The sequence below is a fragment of the Spirillospora sp. NPDC048911 genome (assembly GCF_043198015.1).
Taxonomy (GTDB): Bacteria; Actinomycetota; Actinomycetes; order Streptosporangiales; family Streptosporangiaceae; genus Spirillospora.
Genome location: NZ_JBICUD010000003.1, coordinates 1 through 24009 on the forward strand (window position 1 = coordinate 1; position 24009 = coordinate 24009).

The window sequence follows — 24009 nt, forward strand, 5'->3', positions numbered from 1 at the left end:
ACCCGAGAACAACAGGACCGGCCGCTCGAACTCAGCGGCCACCTCCCGAATGATCTGAATCGACTCGGCCTCAAGCACGTCCAACTGGGACAACATCAGCTCTCCCCCGAGTCCAGGGACAGCCCGTACCCGTACGGGAAGAGCGGGACCTGCCCGTCGCCGTCGTTGATCGGAAGCTGGTCGGCGGACCGCATCCAGGTCACCGGAAGCCGTCCCGTCGCGGGCGCGGCGCCGAACAGGACGTCCGCGACCCCGTCGCCCTCCGTGCCGGGCAGCCACGCCGCCACGAGCGCGTCCCATCCGGGCAGCTCCGCGGCGAGGTCCAGTTGCCGGCCCGAGACGAGCACCACCACGACCGGTACCCCCGCCTCGCGCAGCCTGGCGATGACCTCGAGATCGCATGCCGCGAGGCCCATGTCACCGGGCAGGTCGCCCTCGTCCTCGGCGTAGGGTTCCTCGCCGACGACCGCGATCGCGACGTCGAAGGACGAGTCGGCGCCCGTTCCCCCGGGATCGTGGACGACCGTGGCGGCGGGGCCCGCGGCGGCGCGTATCCCCGCCAGGATCGTCGTCCCGTCCGTGATCGGGCCCGGTGACCCCTGCCAGGTGACGGTCCAGCCGCCGCACTGCATGCCGATGTCGTCGGCCGCGCGGCCGGCGACGAGGATCCGCCGCGCGCCCGGGGCGAGCGGCAGCAGGCCGCCCTCGTTCTTCAGGACGACCTGGCTCGCGGCCACGGCCCGCCGCGCGAGGGCGCGGTGCTCCTCCGAGCCGATCGTCTCCAGGTAGGAGCGGTCGGTCAGCGGATCCTCGAACAGGCCCTGCTCGAACTTCTTGGTGAGGATGCGCCGGTTGGCGTCGTCGACGCGCGACATGGGCACCCGCCCCGCCTCGACCTCCTCCCGGAGCACGTCGATGAAGTGCCGCCACCGCTCGGGGACCATCACCATGTCGATCCCCGCGTTGATCGCGGCGCGCACCTCCTCGCCCGTGAACTCCTCCCGTCCGAAGATCTCGTCGAGCCCGTTCCAGTCGGACACCACGATCCCGGTGAAGCCGAGCTCCTCCTTGAGCACCTCGGTGATGAGGTAGCGGTGCCCGTGCACCTTCGCCCCGTTCCAGGCGCTGAGCGAGATCATGATCGAGCCGACCCCGAGCCGCAGCGCCGCCAGGAACGGCGGGAGGTGCAGGGCGCGCAGCTCGGCCTCGGACAGCCGCGTGTCGCCCTGGTCGTCGCCGTCGTCGGTCCCGCCGTCGCCGACGTAGTGCTTGGCGGTCGCCATCACCGACGGCGGCGGGCCGACGCGCGGGCCCTGCAGCCCGGCGATGTAGGACGTCATGGCCACCGGCAGCTCGGACAGCTCGCCGAACGACTCGTAGGTCCGCCCCCATCGGGGGTTGCGGACGACGCCGAGGCAGGGGGCGAAGTTCCAGGTGATCCCGGTGCCGGTGACCTCGCGCGCCACCGCCGCCCCGATCTCCCGGACCAGCCCCGGGTCGCGGGTGGCGCCGAGCCCGATGTTGTGCGGGAAGACCGTCGCGCCGACCACGTTGCCGTGGCCGTGCACCGCGTCCACCCCGTACAGGATCGGGATGCCGAGCGGGGTGCGCAGCGCGGCCTTCTGGAGGCCGTCGTACATGTCGGCCCAGGTCTTGGGGGCGTTCGGCTCCGGCACCGACCCGCCGCCCGACAGCACCGACCCCAGCCGGTAGGCGGTGACGTCGGCCTCGTCGCTCTCGACCCGTTCGGCCTGGGTCATCTGCCCGATCTTCTCGTCCAGGGTCATCCGGGCGAGAAGGTCCTCGACGCGTTCGGCGACCGGCAGGGCCGGATCCTGGTAGCGCCTCATGCGACGGGGTGGGGCAGGGCCCAGCCCGGGGCGCCCTGCGGGTCGCCGAGGACGATCTCGTCCAGCCGGACGTCACGCTCGGCCAGCGTGGTCAGGAGCCGTTCGAGCCGGTCCAGGAAGACGCGGATGCCGTAGGACGGCAGGTGCGCGGTGTCGGCGAACAGGCTGAGCCGGACCGCCGACGGGTCGTCCGGGACGGCGAACGCCTCGAGGAAGAAGGAGCAGGTCGCCCGGTCGACCTTCTCCTCCCACTCGAACGAGGAGGGCGCGGGCTCCCCGCCCTGCGGCGCGGCCCCGTTCCAGGTGGGCGTCCACAGGTCGTTGAAGCAGACGTCCAGCTCCACTCCGTGCTCGGCGAGGATCGGGGCGATGCGGCGCGGGTCGTAGCGGCCGTTGCGCGCGGCGCGCAGCGAGGCCAGCCGGGCCGTCTCCAGCACCTCCTGGAAGGTGCCGGCACGCAGGTCGACGACCAGCGGCGCCTCCTGGCTCAGGTTGCCGACCGCGCGGCGGAACTCGGGGCGGCCGCGGTTGCCCACGACCGTGCGCACCGCGCACCGGTCCTTGCCGGTGAGCCGGCCGACGAGGACGGCCATCGCGGCGAGCAGGATGGAGGAGGTACCGGCACCGGTGCGCTCGGCCGCCTTCTCCAGCATGCGCGCGGCGACCTGCGAGCGGAGCCCCCCACGCCAGTAGCGGGGCTCGGCGGGCGCGACGCCGGCGCCGTCGAACATCCTGGCCGGAGCCTTGGACAGCTCGCTGTGCCAATGGCCCAGGGCCCTGTCCAGCACGCGCCGCCCGGCCTCGGAGCCCTCCAGTTCGGCGAGGTCGATCGGGTGCAGGGGCGGCCCCGCCGGTTCGGTCCCGCCCAGCAGTTCGACCAGCTCGCCGTAGAGGACGGTCGCGCCCAGGAAGTCCGACGACAGGTGCGACATGCCGTAGAGGATCGACACCGGGACGCCCTCGACCGTGCCGATCCTGGCCCGGAACGGAACCCCGCCGGAGAGGTCGTACGGCTGGTCCAGATAGGGCCACCAGCTGCCCATGATCTCGGCGGCGCCGGCGCCGGGCTCGATGGCGACCACCTGGAACTCCGCCTCGCCCGTGGCCACCACCTCCTGGACGGGGGTCCCGTCCGCGTCGACCCGGTAGCGGGTGCGCAGCGACTCGTGCCGTTCGATCAGCCGGCCGAGCGCGTCGAGGACCCGCTCGACCGTGGCGCCGGGCGGCAGGAACCCACCGTTGATCATGTTGGCGAAGGTGGGGACGCCCTCCTGGCCGATCACGGCCTCGGACCACATCTCCAGCTGGCCCCAGGTGAGCGGGCCGGTCGCGGCGCGCTCGCCCTTGAACGGCACCCGGTGCGTGGTGATCTCGCTCATCGGCCGCTCACCTCCGCGAGGGGGACGACGGCCGAGGAGCCGATCGGCTCGCCGCCGCCGTCGAGGGCCTCCACCTGGACGAAGGCCGCGTCGCCCGCGGTGCCGGGCAGCGCGATCGGCGTGTCCAGCCCGTTCCAGTCCGCGTGCGCGACCAGCTCCAGCGCGTCCGCGGAGGACCCGGCGAGCAGGCGCCAGCGGGCGACGTCCGTCGCGCCGTTCCACACCGCGTGCACCGCGCCGTCCTGGACGACCGCGTTCGGCGCGTCGGCGGGACGGCCGTCCCAGGCGAACTTGTAGACCCGGTACGAGCTCCACTTCTCGGGCAGTCGCGCGTCGAACAGCAGACTCCCGTCCGCCGCGAACTCCGAGATCCGGCCGGTCGGCCCCCACGCGACGATCGTGCCCCCGCCGGGGAGATCCTGAGCGGCGCCCTCGAGCGTCGTGGACAGGTGGTCGGGGTGGGTCAGGTCGCGGACGAGAGTCGTCTCGTTGCGCGCGGCGTCGACCCGGATCCAGGCGACCCGCGACTCCCAGCCCGGCCACAGGTCGACGGTCGCGTTGTCGAAGACCTTGACGACGTCGGGCTCGGCCCAGGTCGCGTCGTGCTGCCAGCCGAACCGCACGCCGGTGCCGAGCGGGAAGGTGCTCTGCCGGCCGCCGAGCCGCCAGACGACCTCGCCGGTCCGCCGGTCGACCTTGTAGACGGCGGAGGTGTAGCGGCCCGAGACGAGCAGGTCGCCGTTCGCGTCCTCGTCCACCGAGTTGAGGTGGAGGTAGTCGTAGGGCAGCGGCAGCATCCCGTACGGGAGGTCGGACTCGGTCACCGGGATGTGGTCGAGGCTGTTCCACCGCCACACCACCGTGCCGGTGGCGATGTCCACCTCCTCGATGACGCCGTCGAGGACCTGGCCGTCCTCGGGGCCGCCCACCTGCCTCAGGTCCATCGTGCGCGGCACGTACGCCATGAGCAGCGCGGTTCCGCGCGAGGTCAGCCTGAACTCGTGGAGGTCGGCCGGCACGGAGCCCTTGACCGTGGCGATGACCTGGTAGGTCTCGTCGACGATGTGGCAGACGCCGCGGCCGTGGCTCATGTCGTGGAAGGTGCCCTGCCACCAGGTGAGCACCGGCCGGCCGCGGTAGAGCTGCACGCGCAGATCGGCGGCCAGCTCGCCCTCCGGCACGGGGTGGAACCACACCGGCCGCCCCTGCCCGTCGATGATGAGGGGCCCGTGCGGGGCGTCGAGGGCGTGCGGGCTCTGCGGCGTGGTGAGGTAGACGCCGGGTTCGGTCCCCGGCCGGTTCTGGAGGATCTCGAAGGCCGGCGCCGCCGGGAGCGGCGCGGTGGCGGACGGGGCCGCGAGGGTCGCCGTCGCCGTCCCGCCCGGGGCGGGGCTCTGGTCGGTGTGGATCACGCGTGACTCTCCTCTGAGCTGAGAATGGGCAGGTCCGGGCGGTGTGCCCCGCCACCGGTCACGGCGAGGCGGGCGCGGATGATCTGGGCGATCCGGTCCCGGTGGGCGTCGACGAAGAAGTGGCCGCCGGGCAGGACGTGCGAGTCCCCGCCGGCCGCGCCGTGGTCCGACCACGCCAGCGCGTCCTCGACCGGCGTCATCGGGTCCTCGTCGCCCGCCAGGACGACGATCGGGCACCTCAGCGGCGGGCCCGGCTCGTACCGGTAGGTGTCGATCGCCTCGTAGTCGCCGCGCAGCACCGGCAGGACCAGCCGGGTGAGCGCCCGGCTCCGCAGCTGCCGGGCGTCCATGCCGCCGAGCAGCTCGACGTCCGCGAGGATGTCCGCGTCGCTCATCGGATGGACGCAGGACTGGGTGCTGCGCGACGGTGCCCGCCGCCCGGCGGCGAAGAGCACCGGAGGCTGCCCGGCCAGGTCGCGCACCACCTCGAAGGCGACCATGGCGCCCATGCTGTGGCCGAAGCAGGCGGGCGCCGGGCCCAGCACGGGCAGCTCGGCGCGGATCAGGCCGGCCAGCTCCCGCAGGTCGGTGAGCACCGGCTCGCGGTGGCGGTCCTGCCTGCCGGGGTACTGGACGGCGATGACCTCGACGTCCGGGCTCAGCGCCTCCGACAGCCGGTGGTAGGAGTTCGCCGATCCGCCCGCGTGCGGAAAGCAGAGCAGCCGGGGCGCGTCCGCCGCCGCCGGGTGGAACCGGCGGAACCATCCGGTGCCGCTGGTCGTGAACGCGTCGGTCCTGGATGAGCTGGTCATGGTCACGCGCCGCGCAGCAGGACGGCCCAGACGGTGGCCCCCGGCCCGAACGCCAGCGCGACGCCGTGCTCCCCCGCGGCGAGCGGGCGGGAGTCGTGCAGGCGCCCGAGCACGCCGAGCACCGCGGGCGCGGCGGTGTTGCCGTACTCGCGCATCACCGCCCGGGAGACCTCCACGGAGTCGGCCGGCAGGTCCAGTTCCTCGCCGACCCGGTCGATGATGCGCCGCCCGCCGGGATGCAGCGCCCACCAGCGGACGTCCTCGCGGCGCAGGCCGTGCCGGGCGAGCATCCGGTCGGTGGGAACGGCCACGGCCGACGCCGTCACGTCGGGCATGGTCGGGGCCAGCCTGATGTGCAGGCCGTGGTCCCCGAGGTGGACCTGCAGGTCGTCGGCGAACTCGGGAACGTAGAGCATCTCGGTGTCGACGACGTCCAGGCCCGGCACGCCCTCCTCCCCCGGGCGCACCACGACGGCGCAGGCCGCGTCGCCGAACAGGGTGAGCACCACCGCCTGCTCCTTGTCGTAGGGCGGCGGCTGCAGGTGCGGCGAGAACAGGTCGACGCAGAGCAGCACCGCCGGGCGCCGGTGGACCTCGACCCAGTTGCGGACCGTGGACAGCGCGGGCAGCGCGGCGTAACAACCCATCGGGCCGAGCGACTGGAACTCGGTGCCGGGCCGCATGCCGGTCTCGTGCACCAGCATGTCCAGCCCCGGGGCGGAGTGCGTCGTGGTCGTGGCCGTGGCCAGCAGGCCGACCTCCTCGACGGCCAGCCCGTCGCGGTCCAGGGCCCGGCCGATCGTCTCCGCGCCGAGGACCCGGGCGTGGGCGAGGCTCGTCGCCATGCGCCGCGCGGTGCTCCAGTGGCGGGGGTCGTCGGCCATCGGGTTCACGGCCATCCCCTTGGCGTCGATGGCCGAGTTGCGGACGATCTCCGCCACATGGCCGGCGCCGTCGTCGCCGGCGAGGAAGTCGGCGAACTCCTCCATCTTGACCTGCGGCGGGGAGCCGAACGCGATGCTGGTGATCCGGGCGGTGGGCATGACGGCCCCTCTCGGTGATCGTGGGTCGGGCGGGCGCGGCGGGGCGGATCGGGGCGGCGGGATCAGTCCGACCCCAGAGCGGGCGCGGGGACGGCGCCGCGGGCCGGCCCCGGCTCGGACCGGAGCCTGCGCCGGTCCTGGCGGCGGGTGAACGCGACCCCCGCGATCATCGCCAGCAGCCCGGTGGCGTTCATGACGCTGATCGTCACGTACAGCGGGGTCGGGCCGTCCGCGCCGGCACTGGCCAGCGCGCCGAAGACGACCGAGCCGGCGACGTAGAACACGGCCCCGGCGAGCGCGACCATCGCGCCGCCGGTCTGCTCCAGCGCCATCAGCGCGGTGAGCACCAGGCCGAGCACCAGATAGCTCGGCCCGACGATCGCGAGGTAGTGCGCCGTCTGGCCGGCCACCCGGTCGCTCTCGGCGGTGAGGTGGCCGATCACGTCGCGCAGCAGCCACAGGACCGGGACGATCACGGCGTACACCGAGATCGTGAGCTGCAGCGCCGCCGTCAGCACCGGGGTCAGCGGCCGCCCCTCGCCCGCGCCGAGGCGCTGGTTCATCAGGATCGCCGCCGCCGACCCCAGCACCATGCCCGGCATGATGACCAGGTTCTGGACGGTGGTCGCGGTGGCGAACCCGGCGATGACGTTCGGCCCGAACGGCGTCAGGATCATGATGAACGCGAAGTTCATCCCGAACATCACGAAGTTGACCAGGCTCACCGGCACGCCGGCCCGCAGCAGGAACCCCGGTACCTCGGCCCGCCAGCCCCAGCCCTTCAGCAGTCCCCGGCGCGCCAGGGCCACGGTGCCGTACGCCCCGGCGACCAGGCCGTTCAGCGCGGTGGCCAGTGGCAGCGCGGTGGCGCCGAGGTCCAGGCCGAAGCCCAGCACCGCCAGCGCGCCGATCTCCACCGTGGTGCTCACCGCCATGATCACCGCGGCGGGTCCCGCCCGGCCGCTGCCGCGCAGCACCGCCGAGCACAGCACCGGCCACGCCAGCGTGAGGTTGGCCAGCGACATCTCCCGCAGGAACGCCACGAAGTCGTCCTTGCTCTGGGCGGTCGCGCCGAGGACGTCGCCGAGGGCGCCCGCCCCCAGGCTGAGGCCGCCTCCGAGCACGACGCCCGCGGCGAGCCAGAGGATCCCCACGGTCAGCAGCGTGGCGGCCACGTCGTGCTCGCCGCGGCCGGTCCGCCGCGCGATGACGGTCTGGGCGGTCACGTCGAAGGCCATCTGCACGGCGAAGAACAGGAACGCCAGCGGGAAGTAGAGCGAGCGGAGCTGGATGGCCTCCTCGCCCATCCAGCCCATCATCGCGACGATCACGATCGGGACCAGGATGGCGAGGAGCTGCGCGAGCGCCATCGGCGCCGCGAGCCGGGCGAGCTGCTGCCGCTGCGGTGTCATGAACACAATCAGGTCGCCGTGCTCATGGCGCCGGTGACGTGCTCGCGCAGCTTGGAGTCGAACTCGTCCTTGTCGTTGGAGCGCGGGAACGGCACGTCGGGAACCGGGACGTCCAGGAACCGGCACAGCGGCTCCCAGCCGTCGGCGATCTCGAAGACCAGCAGCCGCTCCGGCTCGACCTCCCGCCGCACCGCGTCGTTGTGCTCGCGGAAGACCCGCATCGCGTGCTCGGGGTCGGTGAACTTCCCGCCGAACTGGCCGTCCCACACCACCTCGCGGGACATCGTCTTCATGTCCCGGATCACCGGCGTGGGAGCCGGGGCGGGGTCGACCGCGGCGCGGTGGATGGTGGCGGCGGCGCTGTCGTACCAGCGCTGGGGGTCGCGGACGGTGAGGATGACCTTCGCCTTCGGGTACCGGGCGACCAGGTCCCGCCAGAAGCGGGCGCCGGGCCAGTCGACGCTCGACCGGTACCCGCGGTACACCTCCTCCCAGTCGACGGGGCTCCCCTGGGCGGCACGCCGCCACATCGGGATCTCCTCGGGGCGCTCCAGCATCCCGAGCATGTGGTGGCACGGGCCGAAGCCGAGCGTCTCCAGGGCGGCCTTGAGCGAGAACGTGCCGGTACGGCCGAACCCGGCACCGATGACTTCGAGCATGAGGCCTTCCTCCGGTCGGAGCCGGGCGGGCTGTCCACCCGGCTCCGCTCACGGTGGCCGGTCGGGGAAGGTCCGGGTAAGCCACCGATGGCCGCGCGACCAGCGCGACGAATGTGCATATCCGGATTGCCAGGCCCGGTCAGGCGGCCGGGACCATCCCCTGCTTGATCGCGATCACCACGGCGGCGGTGCGGTTGGGCGCGCCGAGCTTCAGCATGACGCTGGTGACCAGCCGCTTGGCCCCGTGATCGGAGATCGACAGCCGGCGCGCGATCTGCTTGTTGCTCATCCCCTCGGCGAGCAGCACCAGGGTCTCGTTCTCGCGCGGGGTGAGGACGGCGGGCCGCACCGATCCGGACGGGACCGGCGAGCCCGCGCGGGCGAGCAGCTCGCGGCCCACCCGGGCGGGCATCGGCATCTCGCCGAGCATCATCCGGTCCAGCGCCTCGCCCAGGGCGGGCGCCGTCAGGTCCTGCTGGATGAGGAAACCGTCGGCGACGGCGGCGCCGCCGAACGACGAGCCGGAGGCGGCCTCGGTCTCGTCGAGCAGCAGGAGCACCTTGGTGCGCGCCGATGCCGCGGAGAGCTCGGCGGCCACCGCGCTCTCCACGCTGGTCACGACGAGCACGTCCACCTCGCCCCCGGCGACGGCCGTCTCGGCCGAGGGCCGGGTCGTGCAGTGGCTCACCGACCGGATGCGGGGCAGCAGGTGCAGCACGGCCTCCAGGCCGTGCCCGACGACCACGTTGCGCACATAGATGACGACGTTCAGGCGGTCGGTCATGGTGTCTTCCGGCATCGCGCTCGCACTCTCCTTGTATGGCTTGTAGTACGCCCTTTTGTCCGGGGCTCTGCCATGAAAGGCGACGGCGGATCGGTCAGGCCAGAGGGTTGTCGTCTTCCAGCCATCCGCCGGAATCCTGGAACCTCGCGATCGACCCCGCGACCCGCGCGCCGAGCGCGGCCAGCTCGGGCCGCCACGCGACGAAGGCGCCCGGCCGATGGACCGACGGCGGGTCGGGCAGCGCGACGAACGTGCCTCCGGAGGCGGTGACCAGCACACGGCCGGCCGCGCAGTCCCACGCGAAGGCGTCGGGCGTGACGGCCAGGTCCACCCGGCCGGTCGCGACGTAGGCGAGGGCGAGGGCCGCCGAGCCGATCCGGCGCACGTCGGCGGCGGCCACCAGGCCTGCCAGCAGTTCCATTTCGGCAGGCTCGGGCGCCGTGCCCGGACGGGGCACGTCGGACAGCACCATCGGCACAGCCCGCGGCGGCGGCTGCTCGACGGGACGTCCGTTGCGCAGCAGCGGGCCGCCGGCCGCCGCCGTGTACATCTCGTCGCGTGCGGGCTCGTAGACGCAGCCTCCGGCCGGCTCCCCGCCGATGGTCAGCCCGACGGAGACGCAGAACAGCGGCACGCCCCTGGCGAAGTTGTGCGTACCGTCGATCGGGTCGACGTACCAGCGGACGTCCGGCCCGCCGTGAACGTCCCCGTCCGCACCGGCCTCCTCGCCGACCACGACCGAACCCGGGCAGGCCGCGGCCAGGTCCGCCCTGATCATCGCCTCGGCCGCCGCGTCCGCGTCGGTGACCACGTCGTGCGCGTGCGTGCCGGCCTTGGCGCGCACGTCCACGCCCCGTTCGAAGACCCCCAGCAGCTCTTCGCCCGCCCGCCTCGCGGCGCGCGCGGCCGCGTCCACCAGGGCCACCACGTCAATGCCGTCACGTTCATCCGGAAGCGCCATCCGGTCACCGTAGCGCCGGGCATGCCCATCCAGGCATCGCACAAGCGCGGCGGGTCAGGGGTGACGGCGGCCTCGGCGCGGCGGTGACACTGGCGGCGACCGGCTCACCGAGCAAGCGAGGAGGCCCGTATGACGGGGTCGACCCTGACCACATCCGCCGACGAGCTGCGGACCTGGCTGATCCAGCGGATCGCCGAGTACCTGGAGAAGGACCCGGCCGAGATCGACGCCGAGGCGACCTTCGAGGCGCAGGGACTGGACTCCATGGCGGCGCTGACACTCTGCGACGACATCGAGGACCAGATGGGCCTGGTGGTGGAACCCACCCTGGCCTGGGACCACCCGACCATCGACGAGCTGGCGGCCTTCCTGATCGAGACCGCCGCAGTGTGACGATGGAGCTCAGGCAGCGGCGCTGGCCGCCCGAACCGGGCGAGGACGAGCTGAAGCTCCTCGCCGAGGTCGCACGCTCGCGGATCTGGACGGACGGGCCCTGGACCGCCGAGGTCGAACGCCGCATGGAGAAGCTGACCGGCGCCCCCCACGCGGTGGCGTTCAACAGCTGCACCTCGGCGCTGCACGCGGCCCTGCACGCGATGGGCTGCGAGCGCGGCACCCGCGTGGCGATGCCCGCGCTGACGTTCGCCGGCACCGCCACCGGAGCCGCGCACATCGGCGCGGACCTGGTCTACGCGGACGTACGGCCGGACACCCTCACGCTGGGGCCGCCGGCGGACCGCCACGCGGCGGACGTTCCCGCGGCGGACATCGTCGTGGCGGTCGACCTGCACGGCGTCCCGCACGGGCTCGATCGGGAGCGCGGCGCGGTACGGCCCGTGCTGACCGACGCGTGCCAGTCCATCGGGAGCACGCTGGACGGGCGGCACGTCGGGGCGGCCGGCACGCACGCCTGGTCGTTCTCCTCCGCCAAGCTCATCGCCGCCCCCGACGGCGGCGCCGTCACCACCGACGACGCCGGGATCGCGGGGCGGCTCCGGGAACTGCGCGACTACGGCGTCCCGGCCGGCGAGTCACGCTCCAACGCGGCCGTGGTGTGGGCGGGCGGGCACAACTGGCGCCCCTCCGAGACGTCCATGGTGATGGTCGCCCATCGCCTGGACCGGCTCGACGGGTGGGCGGCGCGGGCCCGCGACGTCACCGATCGCGTGCACCGGACGCTGGACGTGATCGGGCTGTGGCGGCAGGCGCCGGGCCAGGCGGCCCGGCCCGCCTGGCACAAGATCCGCTTCGGGCCGCCGGGCTGGGACCGCGACCGCGCCACCGCGCTCGAACGGGCCCTCACCGAGGCCGGCGTGCCGACGCACCGCTGGGGGCTGGTGCCGCTGCACCGCCACCCGGCCTTCACCCCGGCCGGCGGCGCGCAGCTGCCGGTCACCGAGGCCGCCGCCGCGGGCACGCTGTGCCTCGGCACGGAGGCCGCTCCCCCCATGACCTGGACCGACGATGAGGTAGAGCAGGTCTGCCGCATCCTGGAAACGACAGCAGGAAGCTGAACATGGATACTCCACTCGTTCGAGTCGGCATCATCGGCGTGGGGAACTGTGCCCGCGCCCTGCTCGAGGGCACGGCGTACTACCGCTCCGCGCCCGACCTCACCGCCGGGCTGATGTTCCCGGCGGTCGGCCCGTACGGTGCCGGCGCCCTGGAACCGGTCGCCGCCTGGGACGTCGACGTCGAGAAGGTCGGCAAGGATCTCTGGTCCGCGCGCGCCGCCGGGCAGAACCTCGACATCGGCATCCCGCAGGGCGACCTGCTCCCGCTCGGCGCCGACGTGCGCGTGCAACGGGCCCCCACCCTGGACGGCACCGGGACCAAGTACCGGGAACGGATCACGCTCGCCGCCTCCGACACCGACGAGGACCGCGCGACGATCATCGAGCAGATCCGGTCCGCCCAGGTCGACGTGCTGCTCAACTACCTCCCGGTGGGTTCGCAGGAGGCCACCGAGTGGTGGGCGGGGGTCGCGCTGGAGGCGGGCGTCGGGTTCGTCAACAACGTGCCGGTCTTCATCGCCCGCAAGGAACGCTGGCGGACGGCGTTCCGCGCGGCGGGCCTGCCGCTCATCGGCGACGACATCAAGTCCCAGCTCGGCGCGACCTACCTGCACCGGGTGCTGGTCCGGGCCTTCTCCGACCGCGGCATCAGCCTGGACCGCACGTACCAGCTGAACGTCGGCGGCAACATGGACTTCTACAACATGCTGGAGCAGGAGCGGCTGGCCTCCAAGCGGGAGTCGAAGACCTCCGCGGTCACCGACGCCTACGCCGGTGACCTGGCCGACGACAACGTCCACATCGGCCCCTCGGACTTCGTGCCGTTCCTGGGCGACACCAAGAAGGCCTTCATCCGCTGCGAGGGGCGCGGCTTCGGCGGCGCGCCGATCGAGATGGAGATCCAGCTGACCGTGCCCGACTCGCCGAACTCGGCGGGCGTGGTCATCGACGCCGCCCGGATCGCCAAGCTCGCGATGGACCGCGGTGACACGGCCGTCGACGAGTGGGCGTCGGCGTGGTTGTTCAAGGCTCCGCCGCACGCGGTGGCGCAGGAGTCCGACCAGATCGCCCGGGAGCGGCTCGTCCGGTGGATGGCCGACGAGCACTGACATGATCCGGGCGGATCCAGGACGGATCCGGGGACGGGGACGGCCGGGCCGCGCGCGAGCGGCCCGGCCGTCCCCGTTCCGTGCCCGGCGAAAAGCTGGAACGGAGAGGGAGGCAGGGACATGACGTTGATCGACGGCACGCCGGCGATCGCCGGCCGGCTGGACGGACCGCCGCCCCGGCTGGTGTTCGTCTTCCCGGGCCAGGGCGCCCAGTGGGTGGGCATGGGCCGGGAGTTGCTGAAGTCGAGCCCGGTGTTCGCCGGGACCCTGGACGCATGCGCCGCGGCGGTCGAGGCGGAGCTCGGCTGGTCGCCGCGCCGGCGCCTGGAGAGCGACGCGCCGCTGTCGGCCGTGGACGAGATCCAGCCGACGCTGTGGGCGTTCCAGGTGGCGCTCGCCGCGGTCTGGCGGGACTGGGGCATCGAGCCGGACCTCATCATCGGGCACAGCATGGGCGAGATCGCCGCCGCGACCGTGGCGGGCGCCCTCGACGTCGCCGGCGCCGCCGCGGTCGTGTGCCGCCGCGGCCTGCTGCTGAAGGACCTGGGCGCCGTCGGCGCCATGTGGGCGGTCGGGCTCGGCGAGAAGCAGGCCGAGGAGGCGATCGGCGACGACGCGGAGCTGGTGTGCGCCGGCGTCCTCAACAGCGACCGCTTCACCGTGCTGTCGGGGGACCCGGAGGCCATCGCGCGGATCGTCGAGCCGCTGCGCGAACGGGGCGTGTTCTGCCGCCGCGTCGCCGTCGGCTATGCCTCGCACGGCCCGCAGGTCGAGCCGATCCGGGAGCGGCTGGGCGCGGCGCTGGCCGGGATCGCGCCCCGGCCGCCCCGGATCCCGTTGCACTCGACGGTGTGGGACCGGCCGGTCGAGGGCGCGGAGCTGGACGGCTCGTACTGGATGGAGAACGTGCGGCGCCCGGTGCGCTTCGCCGCCGCCGTCCGGTCCGTTCTGTCCGGTGCCGATCCGGCCGTGTTCGTCGAGATCAGCCCGCATCCGCTGCTGGTCTCGGCGGTCGGCGACGCGATCGAGACCGCCGGCTCGGCGGCGACCGCCGTCGCTTCCCTGGTGCGCAGGCAGCCGGAGGTCGAGACGCTGCTGGCGGCGCTGGGCAGCGTTTACGCTGCGGGCCGCGATCCCGACTGGGCCAGTGTCGCCAAGGCCGAGCTCCCTGTTCCGCTGCCCGCCCAGCCGTGGCAGCAACGGCGTTTCCGGGTCCAGCCGCGCTGAACGGACGACAGCGCCCCTCGGCGGCCAGTGGCTGCCGAGGGGCGCTGTTCCGTGCCGGGTGTGGAGCCGCTCAGTCCTGCGACGGCATTCCGGCGACGTCGATGGGCACGGCCCGCCGCAGCTCGCCCGAGCGGACGAGCTCGGCGACCCGCTGGATGTCGTCCTGGAGCGGGCGGTCGCCCTCCAGGAACGGCGTCACCTTGCGGACGAGCGTGTGGGCCGCGGCGGTGGCCGGGCTCAGCTGCTCCAGCCCGCGCAGGTCGGCGGCCTGGCAGAGCGCGATCAGATGGATCGCCACCACCTCCTGGGCCAGCTCCACGATCGAGCGCGCGTCCCGCGCCGCGATCGTGCCCATGCTCACCTTGTCCTGGTTGTGGGCCTCGGTGGAGCGCGAGAACGACGTCGCCGGGGTCGTCCAGCGGAGCGCCTCCGCCACCAGGGAGGACGCGCTGATCTGCATCCCCTTGAAGCCGTGGTGCAGGCCCGAGTCCCAGCTCCCGGCCTCGTAGCGCGGGATGAGGTTGGGGGTCAGCCCGTTGTTGAACTTCTCGTCCACCACCAGTTCGAGCTGGCGGTCGAGCATGTCCGCGACGCTGGCGACGGCGATCTTCAGTGAGTCCATCACCTGGCCGACGTGCCCGCCGTAGAAGTTGCCTCCGTTGAGCACCCGCCCCTCAGGGTGGAACAGCGGGTTGTCGTTGGAGGAGTTGACCTCGATCTCCAGCATCTGCCCGGCCCAGGTCAGCGTGTCGCGCAGGGCGCCGACGACGTGGGGCGCGCACCGGATCGAGTAGCGGTCCTGGATGGGCCGTTCGAGCTGGCGGTATCCGTCGCCCGCCCACTCGCCGTCCGCGCCCGGCGCGCCGCCCGCGGACTCCCCTCCGTCCAGCAGCACCCGGACGTTGCGCGCGCTGGTGAGCACGCCCTCGTGCGGCTTCTGCCGGAAGAGGAAGTCGTCGAAGTGCGCCGGGTTGCCGAGCAGCACCTGGCTCGCCAGCGCCGTGCACAGCTCCGCGGCGAACGCCAGTTCCAGCGCGTCGTGCGCGGCGAGGACGGCGAACCCCGCCATGAACGAGGTGCCGTTGACGAGCGCCAGCCCCTCCTTGGACTCGAGCTCCACCGGGGTCAGCCCGGCGGCGGCGAGCGCGGCGGCCGCCGGCCGCCGTTCACCGGCGTGCAGCACCTCGCCCTCGCCGGTCAGCATGCGGGCCACGTAGCTGAGCGGGACCAGGTCGCCGCTCGCGCCGACCGACCCGCGCTCGGGGATGATCGGCAGGATGTCGTGGTTGAGGCAGTCCAGCAGCAGCTCGACGACCCGCGGCCGGATCGCGGAGTAGCCGCGCGCCAGGCAGTTGGCCCGGATCAGCAGCGTCGCCCGCGTGACGTCCTGCGCGGCCGCGTCCCCGGTCCCGCAGTTGAGGAAGCGCAGCAGGTTCTGCTGGAGCGCGGCGCCCTTGACGCCGTGGATCTGCCGGGTGTTGCTGTCGCCGAAGCCCGCCGTCACACCGTAGATCGGCACTCCCGCCGCGATGAGGTCGTCCTTGGCCGTGGCGGTGGCGCGCATCCGCCCGACGGCCCGGTCGGCGATTCCCGTCCGCGGCCGGTCGGGCCCCCGCGCGACCGTGACCGTCTCGGTCAGGGTCAGCCGGTGGCCGTCGAGCAGCAGCGGCGACGGTTCGGTCCGTTCTGCGTACGGAGCGGAGAGCGTGTCCGCCATGTGCACACCCCATTCTGGTTGCGGCAGCCGGTACCGGAAGTCTGATCAGCGGGCCCGCCGCGGGTAATCCCTGAGCCGCCGCGCTCCCGCGCTGCCTGGATGGGCATGCCTGCCACAGCGCGGGGCCGGGTCAGTCGGCGTGGTCGGCCGACATGATCACCTCGGCCGGGGGCGGGTCGCGGTAGAGCAGCTCGACCTGGGCCGACCGGTGCCGCAGCACCTCGAGCTGGCTCACCGCCCCCTTGTCGGTCAGCTCCCCCGCCTCGCGGTCCGGCGGCTCGGCGAGCAGCACCATCCGCTCGACCCGCCGCGAGGTCCGCCGGCCCGCGTTGAACCGGGCCAGCGCCTCGGCGAGCCGGCGGCGCAGCGGCACCGGATCGCCCGCGCGCCGGGGCCACGCCAGCGCCCCGACCTGGGTCCGGCCGGAGCCGGTGATGACCACCTCGGCGAGCTCGTCGCCGATCGCCGCGAGCAGCGCCGCACGCAGCGACCCGACCCGGACCCAGGTCCCGTTGGCCAGCTTGAAGTCCTCGCCGAGCCGGCCCTCGAACACCAGGCCACGGCCCGGGTCCGCGTCGTCCACCAGCAGCCCGGCGTCGCCCGTGCGGTAGAAGCCCTCCGCGTCGAAGGCCTCGGAGCTCCGCTCGGGATCGTCCAGATAGCCGGGCATCACCGTGGGCCCGGCGGCGCGCAGCTCCAGCCGCCCGTCGACCGGGGCCAGCTTGAGCCTGATCCCGGGCAGCGGCACCCCGATCGCGCCCGGCACGTCGATGTCCAGATGGGCCGAGGTGACCGCCGACGCCGTCTCGGTCATGCCCCACGACGAGGTGAAGCGGATCTCGCGGTCGCAGAACTGCGCCGCCAGCCGCAACATGCGCGCCCGCAGCGCCTCGGGCAGCGGGGCGCCCGCGCTGAACAGCAGGTTGAGCCGGGCGAAGAAGCCCTTGGCGAGCACCGAGTCGCGCTCCAGCTCGTCCGCCAGGAGCCCGAAGCCGGCCGGCACGTTGAAGTAGACGTTCGGCGAGATGTCGGCGAGGTTGCGCAGGCTGCGCGCGAAGAGCTCGGGCGTCGGCCCGCCGCCGTCGATGTGGAGGGTGCCGCCGTTCGTCAGGACCATGTGCAGGTTGTGGTTGCCGCCGAAGGTGTGGCTCCAGGGCAGCCAGTCGACGAGCGTGAGCCGGCTGGTGGCGAGGAACGGCCAGACCTGCCGCATCATCTGCTGCACCGCGCAGAGCATGCGATGGGTGTTGGGCACGGCCTTGGGCCGCCCGGTGGAGCCGCTGGTGAAGAAGATCTTGGCGACGGAGTCCGGGGTGACCGCCGCGCCCGCGGCGCGGAGGCGCTCGCCCGGCTCGGCCCGCAGCAGTTCGTCGAAGGGCACCAGGCCGGCGAGGGGCGGGCCGGGCTGGTCCCGGTCGTCCCTGCCGACGATCGCGACCGGAACCGACTCGGCGATCGCCGCCAGCGCCGCGCCGTACTGCCGGCCGTCCTCGGCGTACACCGCGCCGGGCCGGGCGATGCCGGTGACCAGCCGCAGCCGTTCGTGGCCGCCGGTCAGCGAGTACGCGGTGCTGAGCGACACCACCGGGATCCCCGAGACGTAGCCGGCGAGGGTGAGCTGGAGATGGCGCAGCGAGTTGCCCGACACCACCATGAGCGGGCGGTCCGGCCCCAGCCCGAGGCCGAGGAGGGCCTCGCCCAGTGACTCCGCGCGCGCCAGCGCCTCGCCGTAGGTCAGTTCCTCCCACTCGCCGCACCACCGTTCGGCGGCCAGCACCGCGCCGGGCCGTTCCGCGGCCCACCGGCGCAGCGGGCGCGCCAGGTCGGCGTCGTAGGGACCCAGCGGCACGGTGGACGACAGCAGCACGCTGCCGTCCGGGCGATGCCTCGCCTCGATGTCCGGCCGCGCGAACACCTGGTCCGCGTGTGCTGTCTCCGCGCTCACATCTACCGCCTCATTCCAGCCGCGAGAATGGCGTCACCGCCCGACTTTTCCCGGCACCTTAAACAGACACGCTGGGTGCGCGAAAGGTGCGACTTCGGTCACCGTTTTATCGACGGCCCTTTGTCCGCGCAGGTCAGCGTTCCGGCCATGCCCGGGCAGGCATGCCCATGGGGGCAGCGCGATGGGGCGCGCGGACGCCCCTTCTCCGATTCCGGCTGAATTGGCGATGCTCGTTTCCACTCCGCCGAATTTCGTCGAGGGGACAACGATGCACGAGCCTCGGGTCGTCGTCACCGGATTCGGTGTCATCTCCAGCATCGGGGTCGGGCGCGACGACTTCCTGACCGCTCTGCGGGCGGGCGCCTGCGGCGCCTCCCCCATCAGCGGCTTCGACACCACGGGTTTCCGGACCGCGCGGGCCTACGAGGTTCCCGGCCTCGATCCGCAGACGCTGCTGCGCCGGATCGAGCCCGGCGGGTTCGGCAAGGTCGGCGCGCAGGCCGCGGCCGCCGCGCGGATGGCGATGGCCGACGCCGGCCTCGATCCGGCGTCGGTGCGCGACGAACGCGGCGTCATCGCGGTGGGCACGACCTGCGGCGAATCGCTCGACGTGGACGCGCTGGCCGCCGCCGAGGTCGCGGGCGGGCTCGACCGGCTCCCGACCGCGCTGGCGAGGCGCGTCCATCCGGGCCGCCTGCCGGTGGCGGTGGCCGCGGAGCTGGGCCTGTCGAACGTCGCGGCCGTGACCATCCCGACGGTCTGCGCCGCGGGCAACTACGCGGTCGGCCACGCGCTGGACGCGCTGCGGAACGGGGAGGCCGAGTTCGCCGTCTGCGGCGGCGCCGACTCGGTGAGCCGGATGGCCTTCGCCGGGTTCTACCGGCTGCGGGCCTGGGCCCCGGAGAAGTGCAGCCCGTTCGACCGCGACCGGACCGGGTTCATGTTCGGTGAGGGCGCCGGGATGCTCGTCCTGGAGACCCTCGGCCACGCGCGGCGGCGTGGCGCGAAGATCATGGCCGAGGTCGCCGGGTTCGGGCTCAACTGCGACGCCGAGCACCCCACCAGGCCGAAGCGGGAACGCGTCGCGCAGTGCCTGTCACAGGCCCTGCGCGATGCCGGGAGCACCCCCGGTGACGTGGACGTCGTCTTCGCGCACGGCACCGGCACCAAGATCAACGACGCGATGGAGTCCGCCGTGCTGGCCGACGTCTTCGGCGCCGCGCCCCCGCCGGTCACCGCGCTCAAGTCGATGATCGGCCACACCCAGGGAGCGGCGGGCGCGCACGCGTGCATCGCGGCGATCCTGGGGATGCGGCACGGCTTCATCCCGCCGACCGTCAACTTCGTCACGCCCGACCCCGAATGCCCGGTGGACTGCGTGCCCGGCGAGGCACGGACCGCCCGCGTGCGGACCGCCCTGGTCAATTCGCTCGGAGTCGGTGGCAACAACGCGGCGGTCGTGCTGCGGCACCCGGACTCCCTGCGAGAGGGAGACAGCGAAGGAGACGCAGCATGACCGCGGCGAAGGGCGTCATCTCGGCCATGTCCCTGATGTCGCCGGCGGGCATCGGAGTCGAGCCGTTCCGCGCGGCGATCCGCGCGGACCGCCCGGTGCCGGGCGGCCGGGTCGAGGACTTCCACACCGAGCCGCCCGAGGGGGCGGGCCGCCCCGTCCGCCTGATCGACCGGCCCTCCGCGATGGCGCTCGCCACGATCGGGACGCTTCTCGGCGACGACGTCCTCGCGGGATGGGCGCCGGACCGGCGGGCGCTCGTCCTCGGCAGCGGGGCGTCGGGGATCGACCAGTCGATGACCCTCACCCGGGACTCGCTGACCCGTCCCCGGCCCGACAACGTCAACCCCGCGCTCGTCCCCGCCTGCGTGATGAACTACGCGAGCGCGCAGGCCGCGATCGCCTACGACCTCCAGGGACCGAACGCGACCGTGACGGCGGGCCGGGCCACCGGGCTGGCGGCGCTCCGGTACGCGGGGCTGCTGCTCGCGCGGGACCGGGCCGACGCGGTGGTGTGCGGCGCCTACGAGGACCTGAACGAACGGCGCGTCGCCATCGCCGAGGCGGCCGGCATCAAGGGCACCGTCACCGAAGGCTGCGGCGCGTTCCTCGTCGAGCCGGCGGAGCGTGCGCGGGCCGGCGGCCGGCCGGTCCTCGCGGAGATCCTCGCGGTGGACGGCGGCGTGTTCGCCGAGCCGCGCGACGCGGCCGGCGTGCTCGCCGCCTCGGTGCGCCGGGCGCTGGCCACCGCCGGGGCCGGCCTCGGGGACGTCGGCCTGATCGTGCCCGGCGGGACCGAGGACGCCGACCCGCACGGTCTCGCGCATGCCCGGACCGTCCGCCCCGGCGCGATCGTCGGCGACGCGTTCGGCGCGGCGGCGGCGTTCCAGCTCGCCGCCGCGATCGCCGCGGGCGGCGGCGACCTCGCGCTGATCACCACGATCGACCCCGACGGGCACGCGATGTGCTGCCTGCTGCGGACCGCCGGCCCCGGCGGAGACGAAGGAGGACCAGGAGCATGACGGACATCGCGATCGTCGGCATCGACTGCCGCTTTCCCAAGGCGCCGGACCCCGCCGCGCTGTGGGACCTGCTGATGCGCGGCGGGGAGGGCGTGATCGAGGTGCCCAAGTCCCGCTGGAACGCCGACGTCTACTACGACCCGGAAGGCGGGCGCGGCAAGGTCAACACCCGGTACGCCGGCTTCATCGACGACGCCGACGCCTTCGACCACGAGTTCTTCGGCTTCGCCGCGGAGGAGGCCGAGGTCGCCGACCCGCAGGTGCGGCTGCTGCTGCAGACCGCGTGGCGTGCCGTGGAGGACGCCACGCTCGACCCGCGGTCGCTGGCCGGCAGCAAGACCGGCGTCTACGTCGGGATCATGGGCTCGGAGTGGATGAGCCTGCTCATGACCAACTTCCAGACCATCACCGGCCATGTCGGCTCGGGCAACGGCTACGCGATCGCGGCCAACCGGATCTCCTACGAACTCGACCTGAGCGGCCCGAGCATGGCGATCGACACCGCCTGCTCGTCCTCGCTGGTCGCGACCGAGCAGGCGTGCGCCGCGCTCCGCACCGGCCTGTGCGACCAGGCCCTGGTGGGCTCGGTGAACCTGTTCATCACACCGTCGTCCAGCATCTACTTCGCGCAGGCCAAGGTCGCCTCGCCGGACGGCCGGTGCAAGCCGTTCAGCGCCAAGGCCGACGGGTTCGGGCGCGCGGAGGGGGTGGCGGTGCTCGTGCTGCGCCGGCTGGCCGACGCCGTCGCCGACGGGTTGCCGATCTACGCCGTCATCAAGGGCGGCGCGGTCAACCACGGGGGCCGCAGCACGACCGTCACCGCGCCCAACCCGCACGCGCAGCGGGCCGTGATCGCCGACGCGTACCGCAGCGCGGGCGTCCGGCCGCAGGACGTCGCCTACGTGGAGGCGCACGGCACCGGGACCCTGCTGGGCGACCGGCTGGAGGCCAGAGCCCTCGGCAAGGTGCACGGCGTCCCCCGCGACCGGCCGTGCGCGATCGGCTCGATCAAGGGCAACATCGGGCACGCCGAAGGCGCGGCCGGCATCGCGGGCCTGATCAAGACCGCGCTGGCGTTGCACCACCGCGTCCTCCCGCCGAGCCGCTTCGCCGACAGCGAGAACCCGCGGCTCAAGCTGGCGGCGAACGGGCTCGCGCTGGTCAAGGACCCGACGCCGCTGCCCGACGGCGAGGTCTTCGCCGGTGTCAGCGGATTCGGGCTCGGCGGCACCAACGCGCACATCGTGCTGGGCACCGCCCCCGAGCGGGCACCGCGGCCGCCGGACGGCGGGCGGCCCGGCGGCGGCCTGCTGACCGTGTCCGCGCGGGACGTCACCAGCCTGCGCGGCGCCGTCCGGCGGCTGGCGCAGGACGTCGCGTCCCGGCCGGCCGGCCGGCTCGCGGCGCTGAGCTGGACGACCAACCAGGTGAAGGCCTCCGGGCCGGTGCGGTTCGCGCTGCCCGCGTTCGACCGGGACCGCGCGGTGGCGGCGCTGGCGGCGGCCGCCGAGGACGACGCCGCGCTCGCCGCGCGTTCCGGCCGGGCCGTTCCGAAGCCGATGACCGGATGGGTGCTCTCCGGGGCGGCGGGGCAGTCGGGCGTGTCCGGTGACCTGCACGATCAGCTGGCGGTGTACCGGGAGGCGCTCGCCACGGTCGACGCGGCGCTCCTCCCCCGGCTCGGCTGGTCCGTGCGGGACGCGGCGCTCTCCGGTGACGAGCCGCCCGGCGCCGTGCCGGCCGCCACGGATCCGGTCGTCTTCGCCATCACGTGGGCGCTGGGCCGAACGCTCCTCGACGTGGGCGTCCGCCCGGCCTGGATCCTCGGAGAGGGAGCGGGCGAGTACGCCGCGGCCGCGCTGGCCGGGATCCTCGAACTCGGCGACGCCTGCCGCCTCGTGGCCGCGCCGGACGACGCGAGAGCGAGTGTCGCCGCCGGCCTCACCTACCTCGCGCCGTCCACCCCGCTCTACTCGGCCCGCCGGGACGCGCCGCTCGGCGACGAGCCGCTGAACGCCGCGTTCTGGTCGGAGCGCCCGGCCGGCGGCGCCGGGTTCGACGCCGCGCTCGCGGCCGCGCTGGAGACCAGACCGGCCCGCGTGATCGAGATCGTCGGCGAGCGAACCGGAGGCCTGCGCGTGTCGCCGTCCTTCGAAGGTCTCCTCGAGGTCATCGCGGCGCTCTACCGGGACGGTCTCGATCCCGACTGGGACCGGCTGTACGACCCCGGGCAGCGGGTCCGGCACCGGCTCACCCCGTACGGCTTCGCCGCCACCGGGCGCTGGTGGTGGAACCACCCGATCGGCGAAGGCGGCGACCTGTCGGCGGCCGTCGCCGCCCCGTCCGCCCCGCACCCTGGAGGAAGCTCATGAGCCGTTCCGTGCTCGTCACCGGAGGCAACCGCGGCCTCGGCCTCGCGATCGCGCGGGCGTTCGCGGCGGCGGGCGACGCGGTCGCGGTGACCCACCGTGGCTCCGGCGCCCCTGACGGGCTGTTCGGCGTCAACTGCGACGTCACCGACTCCGAGCAGGTCACGCAGGCGTTCAAGGAGATCAAGGAGGCGCAGGGACCGGTCGAGGTGCTGGTCTCCAACGCCGGTATCAACGACGACGCGCTGCTGCTGCGGATGCGCGAGGAGTCGTTCAGCCGCGTGATCGACACCAATCTGACCGGGGCGTACCGGGTGGCCAAGGCCGCCGTGCCGGACATGATCCGGCTGCGCCGGGGCCGGATGATCTTCATCTCGTCCGTGGCCGGGCTGAAGGGGCACGCGGGCCAGACCAACTACGCCGCCAGCAAGGCCGGGCTGATCGGCCTCGCCCGGTCGCTGGCCCGCGAGGTGGCGACCCGGGGCGTCACCGCGAACGTGATCGCGCCCGGGCTGCTGGACACCGACATGACGAGCGAGGTCGTCACCAAGTACAAGGACCACATCCTCGCCGAGGTGCCGCTCGGGCGCACCGCCACGCTCGACGAGGTCGCGGCGGCGGCGATCTGGCTGGCGTCCGGGCCGGCCGCGGCCGTGACCGGCCAGGTGATCACCATCGACGGCGGCGGGAGCCTGGGGCACTGACGCCGCGTCCAAAAGGGATGGAGTTCCCGGTTCGCCACTCCTGACCACAGCCGGACAGAGTGGCGGTTCGAGCCGTAAGAATTCGTAATAAATACCTAGACTGGCCGTAATTCGGTCAGGCCATGCAGCTCATGCGGGCCACTTGTGCGCGCCCGTTCGCCCGCCCAGGTGGCCTGAAGCTGCGCGCTCCCAGTGGCAAGGTTACGAATGGACAGCTCCCTCACGGCCACGTCCTCAACGACCCCGCACGTTCCGACCCCGCCAATTCAACGGTTGTGGGTTTTTACTTTCTTTCTCGTCACGCTCGGCATGTGGGCCGGTCTTCTCGGGTCCGCGCAAATTCTGCTGCCCGATAAAATCGCCGCCCTGGATCCACGGCACAAGGTCTGGAACCTGGGACTGGTGGTCGCCCTGGGCGCCATCGCCGCGATCGTCTCCTCCCCCGTCGCCGGGGCGCTGTCGGATCGCACGACCTCGCGGTTCGGGCGGGGGGGGGGGGGGGGGGGGGGGGGCGCGCCCCGGGGGGGGGGGGGGGGGGGGGCCCCGCGCCCGCCCGGGGGGCGCGGCGCGCGCCGCG

The 24009-nt window shown here is 73.6% G+C and carries 19 protein-coding genes and 1 pseudogene; 8 read left to right on the plus strand and 12 right to left on the minus strand.

Translation table 11 applies throughout. The annotated features are described in order from the left end of the window. The 10 genes and pseudogenes from ACGFNU_RS14210 to ACGFNU_RS14255 form a co-directional block, all read right to left on the minus strand. A pseudogene (locus tag ACGFNU_RS14210) lies at positions 1-96 on the minus strand (sulfate adenylyltransferase small subunit); the annotation flags it as partial. Then, the gene (locus ACGFNU_RS14215) at positions 96-1850 is read right to left on the minus strand and encodes a glycoside hydrolase family 3 protein (RefSeq protein WP_392593548.1); all 1755 of its coding nucleotides are present in this window, start codon (positions 1848-1850) and stop codon (positions 96-98) included. The pseudogene ACGFNU_RS14210 and the gene ACGFNU_RS14215, both read right to left, overlap by 1 nt. After that, a complete protein-coding gene (locus tag ACGFNU_RS14220) occupies positions 1847-3229 on the minus strand; it encodes a condensation domain-containing protein (protein ID WP_392593550.1) in 1383 nt (460 codons plus the stop codon). Before ACGFNU_RS14220 ends, ACGFNU_RS14215 begins: the two co-directional genes overlap by 4 nt. Next, entirely contained in the window at positions 3226-4641 is a 1416-nt protein-coding gene (locus ACGFNU_RS14225; RefSeq protein WP_392593551.1) for an arylsulfotransferase family protein, read from the minus strand. Before ACGFNU_RS14225 ends, ACGFNU_RS14220 begins: the two co-directional genes overlap by 4 nt. Further along, on the minus strand, positions 4638-5453 hold the full coding sequence (locus ACGFNU_RS14230; RefSeq protein WP_392593553.1) for a thioesterase II family protein: 816 nt from the start codon (positions 5451-5453) through the stop codon (positions 4638-4640). Before ACGFNU_RS14230 ends, ACGFNU_RS14225 begins: the two co-directional genes overlap by 4 nt. 2 nt (positions 5454-5455) lie before the next feature. Beyond that, a complete protein-coding gene (locus ACGFNU_RS14235; RefSeq protein ID WP_392593555.1) occupies positions 5456-6496 on the minus strand; it encodes a type III polyketide synthase in 1041 nt (346 codons plus the stop codon). Between the two features lie 62 nt (positions 6497-6558). Continuing rightward, a complete protein-coding gene (locus ACGFNU_RS14240; RefSeq protein WP_392593557.1) occupies positions 6559-7908 on the minus strand; it encodes an MATE family efflux transporter in 1350 nt (449 codons plus the stop codon). An 8-nt stretch (positions 7909-7916) separates the two neighbouring features. Continuing rightward, the gene (locus ACGFNU_RS14245; RefSeq protein ID WP_392593558.1) at positions 7917-8567 is read right to left on the minus strand and encodes a sulfotransferase family protein; all 651 of its coding nucleotides are present in this window, start codon (positions 8565-8567) and stop codon (positions 7917-7919) included. A gap of 139 nt (positions 8568-8706) precedes the next feature. Then, entirely contained in the window at positions 8707-9366 is a 660-nt protein-coding gene (locus ACGFNU_RS14250) for a response regulator transcription factor (RefSeq protein ID WP_392593560.1), read from the minus strand. 79 nt (positions 9367-9445) lie between these two features. Continuing rightward, positions 9446-10312 carry an inositol monophosphatase family protein gene (locus ACGFNU_RS14255; protein WP_392593562.1) on the minus strand — a complete coding sequence of 289 codons (867 nt, stop codon included), beginning with the start codon at positions 10310-10312 and terminating at the stop codon, positions 9446-9448. 129 nt (positions 10313-10441) lie between these two features. Between ACGFNU_RS14255 and ACGFNU_RS14260 the strand changes: the two genes are divergently transcribed. The 4 genes from ACGFNU_RS14260 to ACGFNU_RS14275 all read left to right on the plus strand — a co-directional run bounded on the left by ACGFNU_RS14260 (position 10442) and on the right by ACGFNU_RS14275 (position 14162). After that, complete coding sequence (locus ACGFNU_RS14260; RefSeq protein ID WP_392593564.1) at positions 10442-10705, plus strand: acyl carrier protein; 264 nt, start codon at positions 10442-10444, stop codon at positions 10703-10705. Between the two features lie 2 nt (positions 10706-10707). Then, a complete protein-coding gene (locus ACGFNU_RS14265; protein WP_392593565.1) occupies positions 10708-11826 on the plus strand; it encodes a DegT/DnrJ/EryC1/StrS family aminotransferase in 1119 nt (372 codons plus the stop codon). A gap of 2 nt (positions 11827-11828) precedes the next feature. Next, positions 11829-12935, plus strand: a complete 1107-nt coding sequence (locus tag ACGFNU_RS14270) for an inositol-3-phosphate synthase (protein ID WP_392593566.1) — start codon at positions 11829-11831, stop codon at positions 12933-12935. 120 nt (positions 12936-13055) lie between these two features. Beyond that, the gene (locus ACGFNU_RS14275) at positions 13056-14162 is read left to right on the plus strand and encodes an acyltransferase domain-containing protein (protein ID WP_392593568.1); all 1107 of its coding nucleotides are present in this window, start codon (positions 13056-13058) and stop codon (positions 14160-14162) included. 70 nt (positions 14163-14232) lie between these two features. Here ACGFNU_RS14275 and hutH read toward each other — a convergent pair whose 3' ends face one another. Further along, entirely contained in the window at positions 14233-15879 is a 1647-nt protein-coding gene (gene hutH, locus ACGFNU_RS14280; RefSeq protein ID WP_392593570.1) for a histidine ammonia-lyase, read from the minus strand. Between the two features lie 130 nt (positions 15880-16009). Continuing rightward, positions 16010-17824 carry an AMP-binding protein gene (locus ACGFNU_RS14285; protein WP_392593572.1) on the minus strand — a complete coding sequence of 605 codons (1815 nt, stop codon included), beginning with the start codon at positions 17822-17824 and terminating at the stop codon, positions 16010-16012. Positions 17825-18092: 268 nt separating this feature from the next. On the opposite strand from ACGFNU_RS14285, the gene ACGFNU_RS14290 reads away from it, so the two are divergent. The 4 genes from ACGFNU_RS14290 to fabG are packed head-to-tail and all read left to right on the plus strand — an operon-like array spanning position 18093 to position 23432. Then, positions 18093-19340, plus strand: a complete 1248-nt coding sequence (locus ACGFNU_RS14290; RefSeq protein ID WP_392593574.1) for a beta-ketoacyl-[acyl-carrier-protein] synthase family protein — start codon at positions 18093-18095, stop codon at positions 19338-19340. Then, on the plus strand, positions 19337-20359 hold the full coding sequence (locus tag ACGFNU_RS14295; RefSeq protein ID WP_392593576.1) for a beta-ketoacyl synthase N-terminal-like domain-containing protein: 1023 nt from the start codon (positions 19337-19339) through the stop codon (positions 20357-20359). Before ACGFNU_RS14290 ends, ACGFNU_RS14295 begins: the two co-directional genes overlap by 4 nt. After that, complete coding sequence (locus ACGFNU_RS14300) at positions 20356-22731, plus strand: type I polyketide synthase (protein ID WP_392593578.1); 2376 nt, start codon at positions 20356-20358, stop codon at positions 22729-22731. The genes ACGFNU_RS14295 and ACGFNU_RS14300 overlap by 4 nt, the downstream gene beginning before the upstream one ends. Further along, entirely contained in the window at positions 22728-23432 is a 705-nt protein-coding gene (fabG, locus tag ACGFNU_RS14305; RefSeq protein ID WP_392593579.1) for a 3-oxoacyl-ACP reductase FabG, read from the plus strand. Before ACGFNU_RS14300 ends, fabG begins: the two co-directional genes overlap by 4 nt. Positions 23433-24009 lie beyond the last annotated feature (577 nt).